General features: G+C 70.8%; 16 protein-coding genes. 3 read left to right on the forward strand and 13 right to left on the reverse strand.

Translation table 11 applies throughout. From position 1 onward, the window contains the following. Window positions 1-64: 64 nt before the first annotated feature. The 13 genes from ACOJV7_RS01965 to ACOJV7_RS02025 all read right to left on the reverse strand — a co-directional run bounded on the left by ACOJV7_RS01965 (window position 65) and on the right by ACOJV7_RS02025 (window position 9,402). A complete protein-coding gene (locus ACOJV7_RS01965) occupies window positions 65-541 on the reverse strand; it encodes a TY-Chap domain-containing protein (RefSeq protein WP_420188480.1) in 477 nt (158 codons plus the stop codon). A gap of 38 nt (window positions 542-579) precedes the next feature. Next, window positions 580-1,692, reverse strand: a complete 1,113-nt coding sequence (prfB, locus tag ACOJV7_RS01970; protein ID WP_420188481.1) for a peptide chain release factor 2 — start codon at window positions 1,690-1,692, stop codon at window positions 580-582. Between the two features lie 136 nt (window positions 1,693-1,828). Further along, on the reverse strand, window positions 1,829-2,251 hold the full coding sequence (locus ACOJV7_RS01975) for a hypothetical protein (protein WP_420188482.1): 423 nt from the start codon (window positions 2,249-2,251) through the stop codon (window positions 1,829-1,831). 287 nt (window positions 2,252-2,538) lie between these two features. Continuing rightward, on the reverse strand, window positions 2,539-3,291 hold the full coding sequence (locus tag ACOJV7_RS01980; RefSeq protein WP_420188483.1) for a calcium-binding protein: 753 nt from the start codon (window positions 3,289-3,291) through the stop codon (window positions 2,539-2,541). 200 nt (window positions 3,292-3,491) lie between these two features. Next, window positions 3,492-4,139, reverse strand: coding sequence for a Pr6Pr family membrane protein (locus ACOJV7_RS01985; RefSeq protein ID WP_420188484.1), 648 nt, complete (start codon window positions 4,137-4,139; stop codon window positions 3,492-3,494). A 75-nt stretch (window positions 4,140-4,214) separates the two neighbouring features. Continuing rightward, a complete protein-coding gene (locus tag ACOJV7_RS01990) occupies window positions 4,215-4,622 on the reverse strand; it encodes a pilus assembly protein TadG-related protein (RefSeq protein ID WP_420190360.1) in 408 nt (135 codons plus the stop codon). 86 nt (window positions 4,623-4,708) lie between these two features. Then, entirely contained in the window at window positions 4,709-5,161 is a 453-nt protein-coding gene (locus tag ACOJV7_RS01995) for a pilus assembly protein (RefSeq protein ID WP_420188485.1), read from the reverse strand. Continuing rightward, complete coding sequence (locus tag ACOJV7_RS02000; protein ID WP_420188486.1) at window positions 5,158-5,547, reverse strand: TadE family protein; 390 nt, start codon at window positions 5,545-5,547, stop codon at window positions 5,158-5,160. Before ACOJV7_RS02000 ends, ACOJV7_RS01995 begins: the two co-directional genes overlap by 4 nt. 1 nt (window position 5,548) lies before the next feature. Continuing rightward, the gene (locus ACOJV7_RS02005; RefSeq protein ID WP_420188487.1) at window positions 5,549-5,758 is read right to left on the reverse strand and encodes a hypothetical protein; all 210 of its coding nucleotides are present in this window, start codon (window positions 5,756-5,758) and stop codon (window positions 5,549-5,551) included. Between the two features lie 21 nt (window positions 5,759-5,779). Further along, on the reverse strand, window positions 5,780-6,712 hold the full coding sequence (locus ACOJV7_RS02010; RefSeq protein ID WP_420188488.1) for a type II secretion system F family protein: 933 nt from the start codon (window positions 6,710-6,712) through the stop codon (window positions 5,780-5,782). Next, on the reverse strand, window positions 6,709-7,578 hold the full coding sequence (locus ACOJV7_RS02015; protein WP_420188489.1) for a type II secretion system F family protein: 870 nt from the start codon (window positions 7,576-7,578) through the stop codon (window positions 6,709-6,711). The genes ACOJV7_RS02010 and ACOJV7_RS02015 overlap by 4 nt, the downstream gene beginning before the upstream one ends. Beyond that, window positions 7,575-8,804, reverse strand: coding sequence for a TadA family conjugal transfer-associated ATPase (locus ACOJV7_RS02020; protein ID WP_420188490.1), 1,230 nt, complete (start codon window positions 8,802-8,804; stop codon window positions 7,575-7,577). Before ACOJV7_RS02020 ends, ACOJV7_RS02015 begins: the two co-directional genes overlap by 4 nt. Before the next feature lie 253 nt (window positions 8,805-9,057). After that, window positions 9,058-9,402: a hypothetical protein gene (locus ACOJV7_RS02025; protein WP_420188491.1), complete on the reverse strand. Its 345-nt coding sequence runs from the start codon at window positions 9,400-9,402 to the stop codon at window positions 9,058-9,060. Window positions 9,403-9,543: 141 nt separating this feature from the next. On the opposite strand from ACOJV7_RS02025, the gene ACOJV7_RS02030 reads away from it, so the two are divergent. The 3 genes from ACOJV7_RS02030 to ACOJV7_RS02040 are packed head-to-tail and all read left to right on the forward strand — an operon-like array spanning window position 9,544 to window position 13,476. Continuing rightward, window positions 9,544-11,829: a TRAP transporter permease gene (locus ACOJV7_RS02030; RefSeq protein ID WP_420188492.1), complete on the forward strand. Its 2,286-nt coding sequence runs from the start codon at window positions 9,544-9,546 to the stop codon at window positions 11,827-11,829. Then, complete coding sequence (locus ACOJV7_RS02035; protein ID WP_420188493.1) at window positions 11,826-12,839, forward strand: TAXI family TRAP transporter solute-binding subunit; 1,014 nt, start codon at window positions 11,826-11,828, stop codon at window positions 12,837-12,839. The genes ACOJV7_RS02030 and ACOJV7_RS02035 overlap by 4 nt, the downstream gene beginning before the upstream one ends. Before the next feature lie 37 nt (window positions 12,840-12,876). Continuing rightward, window positions 12,877-13,476 carry a hypothetical protein gene (locus tag ACOJV7_RS02040; RefSeq protein ID WP_420188494.1) on the forward strand — a complete coding sequence of 200 codons (600 nt, stop codon included), beginning with the start codon at window positions 12,877-12,879 and terminating at the stop codon, window positions 13,474-13,476. Window positions 13,477-13,598 lie beyond the last annotated feature (122 nt).

The raw sequence follows: 13,598 nt of genomic DNA on the forward strand, positions 1-13,598 counted from the left end.
CATGTGCTGCGACCCCACTTGGCGTCGCGCTGACCTGTGCTTTCGCGCCTGAGCCGTCCTGCGATCAGGCCTCGGCGGCGTAGACGACGTCGCGCAGGGTGCGCGTCACGAGGTCGGCGGCGGCTTGCGCGTCGGCCCGCGAGAGGTATGCCGTCTGCGTCACGTCGTCGGGGAACCAGCGGTTCCAGACCCGCTCCTCCATGGAGATCGGGCCGGGCTCGCGCCACCCGATCCCCGCGAGCGTGGACTCCTCGTCGGGGCTGAAGAAGAAGTCGCCGCCGAACTCCTCGCTGCCGACGAGCTCGCAGACGGCGTGGTCCTCGTCGCGGCGCACCCGGACCCACGGCGCCATGTCCTCGTAGCGGGCCGGGATCACGCCGAAGAACCTCGCCTTGCGCACGAGGTGCGGCCGCGGGTGCTCCGAGACCGTCACCGTGACGGAGTCGCCGTCGGCGAGCGAGCGGATCGTGGCGGCGAGGTCACGCGACCACGCGACCCAGTCGACCGGTCCTCCGGGAGGCGGCTCCACGGCATACGTCATGGGTGGTTCCCCTCAGGTCCGGTGTCCCGCAACGGGACTCAGTCCTCGGCCTTGCGCTCGGCGATCTGCCAGCGGATGCCGGCCTCGATGAAGCCGTCGATGTCGCCGTCGAAGACCGCGGTCGGGTTGCCGGTCTCGTACTCGGTCCGGAGGTCCTTGACCATCTGGTAGGGGTTGAGGACGTAGGAGCGCATCTGGTCGCCCCAGCTCGCCTTGACGTCCCCGGCCATCTCCTTCTTGACCGCCGCCTCCTCGGCCCGCTTGATGAGGAGGAGGCGCGACTGCATGACGCGCAGGGCGGCGGCGCGGTTCTGGATCTGCGACTTCTCGTTCTGCATCGAGACGACGGTGCCGGTGGGGATGTGCGTCATGCGGACGGCGGAGTCGGTGGTGTTGACCGACTGGCCACCGGGGCCCGAGGAGCGGAAGACGTCGATCTTGAGCTCGTTCTCGGGGATCTCGATGCTGTCGGTCCCCTCGATGAGCGGGATGACCTCGACGGCCGCGAAGCTCGTCTGGCGCCGGCCCTGGTTGTCGAAGGGGCTGATCCGCACGAGGCGGTGCGTGCCGCCCTCGACCGAGAGGTTGCCGAAGGCGTAGGGCACGTTGACCTCGAAGGTCGCCGACTTGATGCCGGCCTCCTCGGCGTAGGAGGTGTCCATGACCTTGGTCGGGTAGCCGTGGCGCTCGGCCCAGCGGAGATACATGCGCATGAGCATCTCGGCGAAGTCGGCGGCGTCGACGCCACCGGCGCCGGCGCGGATCGTCACGACGGCCTCGCGCTCGTCCCACTCGCCGCTGAGCAGGGTGCGGACCTCGAGCTCGCCGACGGCCTTCTTGACCTTGACGAGCTCCTTCTCGGCCTCGGCGAGGGTCTCGGCGTCGTTCTCCTCCTGGCCCATCTCGACGAGGGCCTCGAGGTCGTCGACGAGGGTGTCCATGCCGGTGACGCGGTCGTACTCGGACTTCGCACGCGAGAGCGCGGAGGTGACGGCCTGCGCCTTCTCCTGGTCGTCCCAGAGGTCGGGGGCCGCGACCTGCGTCTCGAGCTCGTCGATGCGCGCCTGGAGGGCGGTCAGGTCGGTGACGTCACGCACGGACGTCATGGTCGTGCGCAGGTCCTTGATCTCTTGCTGGAAGTCGGTGGCCACGAGAGCCAAGACTACGTGCCCGTATGCCGTCTCCTCACCACACGCCGTCCGCTCACCACCGCGTGGAGCTGGGCCGACGGCTGCCCCGCCGGCGACGGAACCGTCACCGGCGGGCAGTCAGGTCAGCAGGTGCGGGTCAGAACTCGACGCCGCAGCTCACGTAGCCACCGACGATGACGTCGCCGTACGCCGCGAAGGCGTGGTCGATGCCGTTGCCGTCGTGGAGCAGCTCGTGACGGGTGACTCCTCCGGCGAGCAGCCCGTCCTTCCCGCCGACGACCTTGATGACGAAGGACTCCGGCAGGCCGCCGGCCTCCCACTCGGCGAGGATGCAGTCGCCGGTGGCCTCGTCGTACATGCCCGCGCCGATCTCCTCGGCGATGATCGAGGAGGGGACGAGGGTGAACCACGTGTTGGACTTCGTGCCGGCCATCTCGTTGCCCTTGTCGGAGCGGCTGGCGTTGTAGCACTCGTGGGCTGCGGCGGTCGTCGCGGTCGCCAGTCCGAGGGCTGCGGCGAGCGCCACGGACTTGGCCAGGCGCGAGGCGATGTGGTGCATGACGGATCTCCTTCTCGGAGCACCGCCGTGGTGACGGGAGCGTCGCCTGGGCGCGGCAGGCTCCTGACCGACGATCGTTCTCCTGCACGCGAAGGACTGTCCGCGGTTTGCAGGAAATACCCGTAGCCCGTCGGAGGCATTTTGGTTTCCTCCGTACGGGTCAGGGTCGGCGGCACATTCTGCACGTCAGGCCGCACCCAGCATCCGGATCTCGCACCGCGACCAGCACGCCGGGGCGAGCGGCTCCCCCTGTCCACCACCCGCCCCGGCGCGTTCGTGCTGGGCCCCTAGCCCTCCTCGGGGAGCGGTCCGAAGGCCTCGATCGCCACCGCGACCTCGCAGGTGTCCTCGACAGCGAAGTCCGAGCCCTGGTCACCGTTGCACACGTCGTTGGAGATGCCGGACGGGCCCGGGCCCGGGTTGTCACCCGTCATGAGGTCGTCGCCGCGACCACCGGACAGGTTGTCGTCGCCGAAGTTGCCGACGGTGATGTCGTTGCCGTTCTCGCCCCGGACGACGTCGTTGCCGGGACCACCGAAGATGGTGTCGTCGCCGTTGCCTCCGAGGACGCTGTCGACGCCCATCTGACCGGTCGCGAAGTCATCGCCGCTGCCGCCACGGAGGGTGTCGTTGCCGCCCTCGCCGAAGATCTGGTCGTCACCCGCACCGCCGTCGATCACGTCGGCGCCCCCGGGCACGCTCATGCCATCGGGGTTGCCCAGGAGGATCGACTCGGCGGTGTCGCCGATGACGACGTCGTTGCCGTCACCGGCGTTGATCGAGTCGTTGCCGGCGCCACCGCAGATGAGGTCGTCCCCTCCGAGACCCATGATGACGTCGTTGCCGGCGCCGGCGAGGATGACATCGGGCCCGTCGGTGCCGGTGAGGGTGTCGTTGCCGGGCGTTCCCATGATCGTCGCCTCCTCCGCGCCGAGGATGATGAGGCAGGGATCGGGCTCGACCGCGCTGGCCGTGGGGGCCAGGGCCAGACCGAGCCCGAGGACGAGCCCGCTGGCCGCGACCACTGGTGTCAGGCGCATGTCGTCTCCTTCGAGCGGAGATCCGAGAGTCGATGCATGACCGCATCTCCCTTCACGAGCCCGTCGTGGCGACCTCGTTGTCGCCAGCTCTCGACAGGGCTCCTTGCCCGTCGAGTTTTCTCCTCGCGCGAGGCCCCCACCTGCCGGAACGGCAAACTACCCGCGCGTTCCGCGGGTCATTTCGCGACCATCCCAACGGGTCAGTGGCGACTCTGCGGAAGTCGTCGGTCGGCCGCCATGAAACCCCACGTCAGCGCCACGAAGAGGACGGCGACACCGGCGCAGGCGGCGAGCGCGCCGCCGTAGCCGTGCAACCCGACGTCGAGGAACGGGTAGGGGTACCAGCCCGTCACCGCTCCCCTGACCAACGTGTAGACGAGCCACCCGACGGGGTAGGCGAGCGAGGCGAGGAGCAGGCGGCGCTCGGCCTTGCCGCGCGGGCCGAAGGCGGCCCAGCCGATGACGGCGAGGAGCGGCACGGCGACGTGGAGCAGCTTGTCGGCGAGCCAGTCGGCGCCGTCGAGGTCGAGCAGCGGCCGCAGGAGGAACCAGTGCACCAGGCCGGTCACGGTGATGCCGACGATGGCGTTGAGCCGCAGCACCTTCCACCACGTCGGGAAGCGGTCCTGCCGCAGCGTCAGCGTCGTCGTCGTCACGGCGACGAGCAGGTTGGTGAGGATCGTGAAGTAGGAGATGTAGCGGATCAGGCGCGTGCTCAGCCCCGGCGGCGCGGCGTCGTCGAGGACGACACTGCCCTGGATGACGAGGACGAGCTGCAGCAGCAGCGCGACCCACGCGACGGCAGCGGTGAGAAGGTGCCAGGAGCGGGCCGTCCGCGCGGTGTCCACGGGCTCATTGTGGCGGCGACAACCTTCAAGGGCCCGCAACCGCCGCTCCCCCGCGTCGTCCATGGCGTGTCGCCGTCACGGCACGAGGTCGGCGCGGGCTCTGGAAGTCACGGTGATCGTCACGCCGTCGCCCAGCATCCAGCCGACGAACGGAACGTCCGCGACCCCAGTCATGGTGACGACGGCGCTCGTCCCGTCGGGGCTTCCGGTACCGCTGCCGAGCCCCCACTGGGTCAGCGTCTCGGGCCGCGGCCGGCGCGACACGTAGTCCGCCGCCGCCTGCTGCACCGTCGCGTTGCTCAGCGGGACCGCCTCGCCGACACCCCCTCGGTATGCCGTGTCGTCCAGTGCGTTCGCGGCCGCAAGTGCCGCTCCGTCGGACACGTCGAGCAGCCGCATGCGTGAGAGGTGCACCGACGTCACCGCGATGACGCCGGTGACGAGCAGGGTGCAGATCATCGAGAAGACGAGGACCAGCAGCATCACGCGACCTTCCTCGTCACGGTGGACCTCCCCGCCACCGATGCGCAGCCGGGCGGGCCACACGACCGCCGATGCACGCCGCCGGCTCACGACGCACCCCGGAAGCGGTCGACGACCGACAGGTGGCTCGCCGTGAGAGGGATCTCGAGCGGCACGACGTCCCGGGCGAACTCGGGGGCGAGCGGCAGCGGAACCGTCACCCGCGTCGTCGTCTCGATCCGGGCGTCGGGGGTGAGGCATGGCGAGGCGGAGCACGCGATGCCCAGTGACCCCAGCCCGGTGAAGCCCTGATCGCGGAACGCGACCTCCGACGCTGCCCTGGCCCGCGCCGCTGCGTCATCCCCCGCCTCTGCGGTGACGAACGCACGGCCGGCCTCACGCGCGGCGGTCGTCACGGCATACGAGCCGGCCTGGATGCGAGCCACGGTCATCGTGAGGTAGACGAGTGGGACGAGCAGGAGCACGCCGAGGAAGACGAACTCGATGATCGCGCTCCCCTCCTCGCCCCGGGACCCGGCCAGCCGCGCACGCCAGGTCACTGGCGCTCCAGGAACGCGCGGCCGGTGACGTCGAGCTCGCCGTCGGGACCGAGGAGCCCGATCACGGGGAAGGGCGCGCGCACCCGGACCTCGACGACCTGCACTCCCCCGACCATGCCGGTGCCGACCGTGACGTCGTCGGCGTAGTCGTCGTCGAGAGACGCCGTGATGAGCTCGCGGGCCCGCGTCGCTCCCATCCCGGGCTCGGCGTCGGCGCGCGCACCGAGCCGCGCACCCTCGCTCGCGCACGAGATGAGGGTGTTGCGGATGTGCAGCACGAGCCCGAGCTGGAACACGGCCATGAAGAGGAACACGACCAGTGCCGAGACCATGACGAACTCCGCCACGGCCGACCCGCGCTCGCCCCGCCGGGCGACGCGCGTCACCTCAGCGGCGGACGCGGTTCATGGCGTCGCGGAAGAGGGTCTGCAGCTGGTCCTCGGCGACGGTCCAGATGACGGCGACGAGCCCGGCGGTCATGAGCGTGATGAGCACCCAGCCCGGGACGTCGCCGCGCTCGCGACGGCGCCCCGAGCCGTCGACGAGATCCTGGGCGGCGAGCTGCGCCCGGATGAGGGAACGGGTGATGGTGTGCATGGTCGTGCCTTTCCAGTGGTGTCACATCGAGAAGTTGAGGAACGAGAAGCCGGGGAAGACGGCGAAGAGGACCGTCACGGGCAGCACGAGGAAGACGACCGGGACCATCATCACGATCTCCTTCTTGCCGCCGGACTCCATGACGAGGCGGCGACCCTCCTCGCGGACGTCCTGGGCCTGCGCGCGCAGGACGTCGGCGAGGGGCGTGCCGCGCTCGACGGCGATGACGATGCCGTCGACGAAGCGGGTCAGGCTGATGAGTCCGGTGCGGTCCGCGAGTCCGTGTAGCGCCACCGGCAGGCTGGCGCCGGCCCGGGCGTCGGCGAGGCATCGGCGCAGCTCGTCGGACAGCGCACCGCGGGAGAGCCGGCAGACGCGCTCGAGCGCACCGACCGCCCCCTCGCCCGCACCGACGGCAAGCGCGAGTAGCTCGGCCACCGTGGGGAACTCGGCGAGCATGCGCTGCTCCCGCTTCTTGGCGCGGTGGCTGAGGAACCAGTCCGCCCCGGCGACGCCGGAGACGACGCCGATGCCGGTGAGGAGCACGACGAGGACGGGGCTCGAACCGCGGGTGACCGCTGCGAGCGTGCCGAAGGCGAGCATGAGGACCCCGCCGCCCACGCCCCAGATGACCTGCTGCGCGCGGAACCGGTCGACGTCCGGCGACTGGCCGGCCCGCAGGAGCCGGCGGCGCACCGAGGCGGCGCCACCCATGACGCGCTCGACGTGACGGCCGAGCTCGGCGATGACCGGCGCGAGGAGAGCGGCGAGCACGCCCTGGGGTGGACCGTCCCCGGCGAGGAGGTTCGACGGGCGCGGGGTGTCCCGCAGGTAGGGAAGCACGCGGTCGGCCAGACCCGCCTGGCGGTGGCGCGGCAGGCCGAGCCACACGAGCAGCAGGCCGAGACCGGCGAGCAGGCCGAGGATGGCGCCGGAGCGGGCGAGGTCGCTCATCGCAGAACCCGCTCGTCCTCGGGAAGGCGGCCGATCCGGACCATGAGCCAGTAGGCGACCCCGGTGACGACGGCGCCGGAGAGCAGCACGAGCGCCCCGGTCGTCGACGAGTAGGCCTGCACCGACTCCGGACGCGTCGAGAGCATCGCGAGGACGATCCACGGCGCCGCGACGGCGAGCCGGGCGGCGTTGACGGTCCACGACTGACGGGTCTCGAGCTCGGCCCGGGTCCGTGAGTCCTCGCGCAGGAAGACCGACAGGGTGCGGAGCAGCCGCCCGAGGTCGCTGCCACCGACCTCGCGGGCGATGCGGAGCGACTCGATGAGCCGGTCCGCGACGGGGTCGCTCAGCCGCTCCTTGAGGCGGTCGAGGCAGTCATGGAAGCGACCGGTGATCCTGTAGTCCTGTGCGAAGGCGGCGAACGCCGGCCGCAGCTCCTCCGGGCCGCGCACACCGAGCTGGGAGACCGCCTCGGGAAGTGACATGCCCGCCCGCACCGCCGAGGTGATGTTGTCCACGGCGTCGGGCCAGAGGTCGCGCAGCCGGTTGCGCCGCTGCCGGGCGCGTATCCGCACGAGGGCGTAGGGCCCCCACGCAGCCATGAGCGCGAAGCAGGACGCAATCGCTGGGACGCCGACGACGGCATACACGAAGAGGAACACGAGGAGGAAGGCGAGCGAACAACCGACGAGGAGCGTGCGGGGCGTGACCGTCGGATAGCCGGCCTGCACGAGGTCGTCACGGAGGCGGCGGATGAGCAGCGGAGGCTCGGGCTGGCGGTCGGGCTCGGCCTCGCGCACCCAGAAGCTCCACCAGATGCAGAAGAGCCCGGTGCCGAAGAGGAGCCCGACGACGATGCCGGTCACATCGACCCCTGAGCGAGCAGCGCCGGGAGGTCGTACCCGGCGCGCTCGAACCGGTCGCGGTGCGGCGGATAGCCGTCGGCGCGCACGAGCTCGCCGCCCCGCTGCACGAAGAGGTCGGCGATCTCGACGACGTCACCCTCGACCCGGCCGGGGACGGCTGCGATCTCGCGGACGCGACGCGTGCCGTCCCGCTCCAGTGCGGCGTGCACGACGATGTCGATCGATCCGGCGACGGTCGGAACGACGAACCGAGAGCCGACGTTCTCGCCGGCGAGCAACGGCAGCGTGCACATCTTGGTGATGGCCTCGCGGGCGCTGTTGGCGTGGATCGTGCACATGCCGGGCAGACCGGAGTTGAGGGCGATGAGCAGGTCGAGGCTCTCGGCCTGGCGCACCTCGCCGACGATGATGCGCGACGGCCGCATCCGCAGCGCCTCCTTGACGAGGCGTCGCAGCGGCACCTCGCCGGTGCCCTCGAGCGACGGCTGGCGGCACTGCATCGACGCAACGTCGCGCAACGGGATCTTGAGCTCGAACACCTCCTCGCACGTGACGACGCGCTCGCGCGCGGGGATCGCCGCCGCGAGGCAGTTGAGCATCGTCGTCTTGCCGGCCTGGGTGCCACCGGCGACGAGGACGTTGAGGCCGGAGGCGACGGCAGCCTCGAGGAAGGTCGCGGCCTGTCGCGTGAGGGTGCCGAGCCGGACGAGGTCGTCGAGGTTGTCGGCCTTGACGATGAACTTGCGGACGTTGACGTGCCAGTGCTCGCGGGTGATGTCGGGGATGACGACGTGGAGCCGGGAGCCGTCGGGCAGCACCGCGTCGACGAAGGGGCTGGACAGGTCGACTCGCCGTCCCGAGGACTTGAGCATCCGCTCGACGAGGTCACGCACCTCGTCGGCCGTGAGCAGCGTCGTCGTCAGCTCGGGCACGCCCCCGCGGGCGATGAAGACGCGGGTCGGCTCGTTGATCCAGATCTCTTCCACGGTGGGGTCGTCGAAGTACTGCTGCAGGGGTCCGAACCCGGCGACGGTGTCCCACACCGACTTCTCCGCCTTGTCGACGTCCGCGAGGACGGGCATGCCGCCGTGCATCGATCGCTGGTCGTAGTCGGCGACGGCGTCGCGCACGAGCCGCTGGACGGCCTTGGGGTCGCGGGCCGGGTCGAGGCCGGAGCGACGGATGAGCTCACGGACCTCGGCCTCCACAGTGCGCACGGCGTCCACAGCGCCCCCTTCCCCACGTGCTTGCGCGCGCTCGCCTCCCCGGCTCACGCGCGACCTCCGACCCTGACCGTCGACCTCGCCGACCCGGCCATGCAAGCAGGATTCGCCGTCAGCGCCGTGGCGTTGTCCACAGCCCCTCCGTCGACCCCTGACCAGAGGGTAGCCAGCCACCGGGGACCCAGCCACTCGAGCGACGGCTTGCCACCACGGACCCCACGCCCACCCGCCGACGTCACCGGCCGCGCGGTCAGCCTCAGACCCGCCGACCACCCGCCGTCCGACGACGTTCTCGCGGCGCGCCCCGGTGCACCATCCGGCGCATGACGAGCACGACGACGGCCGTCGTGACAGCACCTGAGAGCAGCACCTCGTCGCGCGCCAGCCCGTCGACGTCGGGCTGGAGCTCGACCCCGGTCGCCGAGCCGAAGACGACCTCGCTGACGACGAGCCCGACGATGACGCACGCGACCGTGGTGACGGCCATGGCGTCGAGCCGGTGGGCGACGTCGTCACCGGCGAGCAGGCCGGCCAGTGCGCCGAAGGCGAGCGAGAGGGCGACGAGAACGCCCACGCCCTGGAGCCCAAGGTCCCACTCCATCGCGCACCTCCTCGATGTCTGTGTCCAGCGTGGGCCGTGCGCCGTCACCGAGACCAGAGACCTTCGACCCCGTTGGTGCACCCTCAGATGGGCCGCCCGCCACCGGCCCGAACGGCCCATCCTCTGACTAGGTTTGACGCCATGGGTCGACCAACGGAGGTCACGCAGTCCGGCGACGGCATGGAGCGGACGGTGCCACCGGACCCCGCCTCCGACTCGACCGCCAACGGCCTAGACCGTCGAGCCAGCGGCTCGACGAGCCTCCGCGAGGTTCGCGACGAGAACACCACCGACGTCGAGGGGCTCATCGGCGAGTACGACGAGGAGCGCCCCGGCCGCCGCCTCTCGCACCGGCTCAACGAGGTCCTCACCGCCGTCTGCTTCCTCGTGTCGATGTTCGTCCTCTACCAGGTGTTCTCGCCGCTGCGGCAGGGCGGGCAGTACTACCTCATCCTCTTCCTCGCCGCCGTCCTCCCCCTCGTCTTCGTCTGCTACCGCGCCACCCGCAGACGCGCGCGCACGACCGAGACCGAGCAGGACGGCATACCGGCAAGGACAGAGGCGACCACACAGCGAGCGGCGCCCGGCAAGGACAACCCCGGCATCCTCGACTGGGCCCTCGCGGCGCTCGCCCTGCTCGTCTGCCTCTATCCCGTCCTCCCGGTGACCATCGGTGACGGTGGCGGCGGCTTCAACGCGTTCCTCGACCGGCAGGGCTCGCTCGGCGCCGTCGACGTCGCGATGGGCACGCTGCTCCTGCTCCTCGTCATCGAGGCGACCCGACGCACGACCGGCCTCGTCCTGCCGATCGTCTGCGCGGTCTTCCTCGCGTTCGCCTACTACGGGGGGTTCCTGCCGGTGTCGTGGTCGATCAGCCACGCCGGCATGAACTTCGGCGACATCATCAACGGCCTCTACAACGACGCGTCCGGCTTCTTCGGGATCCCGCTCGACGTCGCCGCGACCTACATCGTCCTCTTCACGATCTACGGCGCCGTCCTCGAGGCGACCGGCGCGAGCCGCTTCTTCATCGACATCTCGTTCGCGGCGTTCCGCAAGAGCTCGTCGGCGCCGGGCCGCACGGTCGCGCTGAGCGGCTTCCTCCTCGGCACCGTGAGCGGCTCGGGCACAGCGACCGCCGTGAGCCTCGGCTCGGTCTCGTGGCCGATCCTCAAGCGGGCCGGCTACCCCCGCGAGGCCGCAGGCGGCATGCTCGCCGCGGCCGGCATCGGCGCGATCCTCTCGCCGCCGACCCTCGGCGCAGCGGCGTTCATCATCGCGGAGTACCTCGGCGTCAACTACCTCGAGGTCCTGCTCTGGGCGACGGTCCCGACGTTGCTCTACTACCTCGGCATCGTCCTCGCCGTCGAGATGGACGCCCGTCGCTTCGGCGCCCGCGAGGTGCACGTCGCGACACGCAGCGCGCTGCAGCTGCTCCTGCGCTTCGGCTACCACTTCCTCTCGCTCTTCGTCATCGTCGCCTTCCTCGCGCTGGGCATCCCGCCCTTCAAGGCGGTCGTCTACGCGACCGGCGTCGCCGCCCTCTTCGGGCTCGTCGAGCGCCTCGTGTCGGGCCGCGACCCGCTCGATCCCGACGCGACTCGCCTCCCGCTCCCCCAGGCACTGCGCGCGTATGCCGTGGAGCTCTATCGCGGTCTCGCCATGGGGGTGCGTTCGGTCCTGCCCGTGGCCTCGGTGTGCGCCGCGGCAGGCATCATCACCTCGGTCATCGTCAAGACCGGGATCGGGCAGTCGCTCGCGTCGATGCTCGTCTCCGCCGCGCAGGCACTGACGAGCAACGAGACCGGGGTGCTCGTCCTCACCGCCGTCTTCGCGGCGGTCGCGATCGCCGTGCTCGGCCTCGCCGTGCCGGTGACGGCGTCGTTCATCATCGCGTGGGTCGTCATCGGCCCGGCCCTGCAGACGCTCGGCGTGAGCGCGCCCGAGACCGCGATGTTCATCTTCTACTACGCCGTGCTCTCCGAGGTGTCGCCGCCGACCGCGCTCGCCGCGGTCGCCGCGTCCGCGATCACCGGCGGTGACGCGATGAGGACGATGTGGAACGCGTGGAAGTACACGCTTCCCGCGTTCCTCGCGCCGCTCGCCTTCGTCATCACCGACAACGGCTCGCACCTGCTCATGCAGGGCGACGCGCTCTCGATCGTCTGGACGACCGTGGTGTCGATGCTCGCCGTCGCCGCCCTCGCGGTCATCACCGGCGGCTGGCTCTTCGGACCGGTCAAGCCCGTCGTCCGCGCCCTCTGCGTCCCCGCCGCCGGGCTCCTGCTCTACCTGCAGCCCTTCTCGATCGGCGTCGGGCTCGTCTTCCTCGCCGTGGCCGTGGGCCTGGCGTGGTTCACGAGAGCGAGCGGCCGGCATACGCCCACAGCTGACGAAAGCACCACCAAACTGGAGGAAAAGGCATGAGTCGCAACCGAGTTCGCACATCCGTCGTCGCGGTGGCCGCCGTGACCGCGCTCGCCCTCGCGGGCTGTGGCGGCAAGCAGGACCGCACGAGCGACACCGCGGCGAGTGGGGGTTCCGGGGGTGACGACTGCACGGCGAGCGCCGGCCAGATCACCATCGCGACGGGCAACAGCACGGGCGTCTACTACGCGCTCGGTGGCGGTCTGGCGCAGGTCATCAGCGCCAACACCGACCTCAAGGCGACCGCGGCCGAGACCGGGGCGTCGGTGCAGAACATCCAGCAGCTCGTCGACAAGAAGTACGACATCGCGTTCTCGCTGGCCGACACCGCCGCCGACGCCGTGACCGGCAAGGGCGCGTTCGAGGGCAAGAAGGCCGACGTCAAGGCGCTCGCGCGGATCTACTCGAACTACACGCAGGTCGTCGTGTCGAAGAAGTCGGGCATCACCAAGATCGAGGACTTCAAGGGCAAGCGCATCTCGACCGGGTCGCCGAAGTCGGGCACCGAGGTGATCGCGAACCGGCTCATCGAGGCCGCCGGTCTCGACCCGGCCAAGGACGTGCAGGCGCAGCGGCTCGACCTCACCAAGACCGTCGACGGCATGAAGGACGGCAGCATCGACGGGCTCGTGTGGTCCGGCGGCCTGCCGACCGGCGGCATCACCGACCTCATGACGTCGATGGGCGACCAGGTCCAGTTTCTCGACATCACTCCCCTGCTGCCCCAGCTCAAGGAGGTCAACCCGGTCTATGCCGAGGACGTCATCCCGGCCGCGACCTACAAGACGCCTGCCGATGCCAAGACGGTCGTCGTGCCGAACGTGCTCCTCGTGCGCTCGGACATGTCCGAGAACAACGCGTGCGCGCTGACGAAGCTGCTCTTCGACAAGAAGGCCGACCTCGAGAAGGTGCACCCCGCGGCCAAGGACCTCGACCCGGCGACGGCCAAGGAGTCCGACCCGGTCGAGCTGCACCCGGGGTCGCAGAAGGCCTTGGACGAGCTCGGCTGAGCGCGGCGGTCGGTCGGCGGGGACGGCAGGGACGGGGATGTCGGTGGGCAAGGTCGTCGCGCGGCCGCTCGTGCTGCTGCCGCTCGGCGTCGTCGCCCTCGTCGTCAGCCTGCTGACGGCCCTCAACGCCGTGGCCGCTGCGCGGTGGGGTGACGTCGTCGAGGAGGGACGGGCGTGCGGCAGCGAGGCGAGCGGGATGTGCCTCGTGCGCACCGACGTGTCCGTCGACGGGCCGCGCTACTCGCGGCGGGACGCGGGTGACGACTGGGACCTGCGGCCGTCGTCGGGGCGTGCCCATGAGGTGTCGTTGCCGGACCGTGCCTCCGACCGACTCCGCGAGGCTGACGTGACCCAAGGCGTCATGCTGTCGCAGCCCGACGGCGACGTCGTCGGTCTCGAGGCCGGCGGCGAGCGGGTGGCGACGACATGGAATGGGACCTACGGCGCCCTGCAACGGGTCGGGCTCGGGCTCCTGGGTGCCGGACTCGGCGCAGGGTTGGTCGTCGTGGCGCTGCGGATGCGGCGGGCGGTGGGCTGGACCGGGCACGAGCCCGTGCAGAAGCACGGCTCGGTCGCCGTCGCCCTGCCCGTCCTGCTCGGCTTCGTCCTCTGGACGGCGCCCCGCTTCATCTGGTGACGCGTCCCAGCGGCGCGGGTGCGGGTCCCGGGCTCTGCGTGGCCGGCATACGGAGGAAAGGTTGAGGGTCCGGAGGGAAATGTCCCCTCCGGACCTTCAACGTTCCCGCATGGGGAGCAAAA

Origin of the sequence: Knoellia tibetensis (assembly GCF_048606415.1) — a bacterium.
Taxonomy (GTDB): Bacteria; Actinomycetota; Actinomycetes; order Actinomycetales; family Dermatophilaceae; genus Knoellia; species Knoellia tibetensis.

Bases quoted from the DNA above. Each gene is read 5' to 3' on its own strand.
- ACOJV7_RS02025 (WP_420188491.1), bottom strand. From the start codon at position 9,402: ATGGAGTGGGACCTTGGGCTCCAGGGCGTGGGCGTTCTCGTCGCCCTC.
- ACOJV7_RS02035 (WP_420188493.1), top strand. From the start codon at position 11,826: ATGAGTCGCAACCGAGTTCGCACATCCGTCGTCGCGGTGGCCGCCGTG.
- ACOJV7_RS01965 (WP_420188480.1), bottom strand. From the start codon at position 541: ATGACGTATGCCGTGGAGCCGCCTCCCGGAGGACCGGTCGACTGGGTC.
- ACOJV7_RS01990 (WP_420190360.1), bottom strand. From the start codon at position 4,622: ATGCTGCTGGTCCTCGTCTTCTCGATGATCTGCACCCTGCTCGTCACC.
- ACOJV7_RS02010 (WP_420188488.1), bottom strand. From the start codon at position 6,712: ATGAGCGACCTCGCCCGCTCCGGCGCCATCCTCGGCCTGCTCGCCGGT.
- ACOJV7_RS01980 (WP_420188483.1), bottom strand. From the start codon at position 3,291: ATGCGCCTGACACCAGTGGTCGCGGCCAGCGGGCTCGTCCTCGGGCTC.
- ACOJV7_RS01975 (WP_420188482.1), bottom strand. From the start codon at position 2,251: ATGCACCACATCGCCTCGCGCCTGGCCAAGTCCGTGGCGCTCGCCGCA.
- ACOJV7_RS02040 (WP_420188494.1), top strand. From the start codon at position 12,877: ATGTCGGTGGGCAAGGTCGTCGCGCGGCCGCTCGTGCTGCTGCCGCTC.
- ACOJV7_RS02005 (WP_420188487.1), bottom strand. From the start codon at position 5,758: ATGCACACCATCACCCGTTCCCTCATCCGGGCGCAGCTCGCCGCCCAG.
- ACOJV7_RS02030 (WP_420188492.1), top strand. From the start codon at position 9,544: ATGGGTCGACCAACGGAGGTCACGCAGTCCGGCGACGGCATGGAGCGG.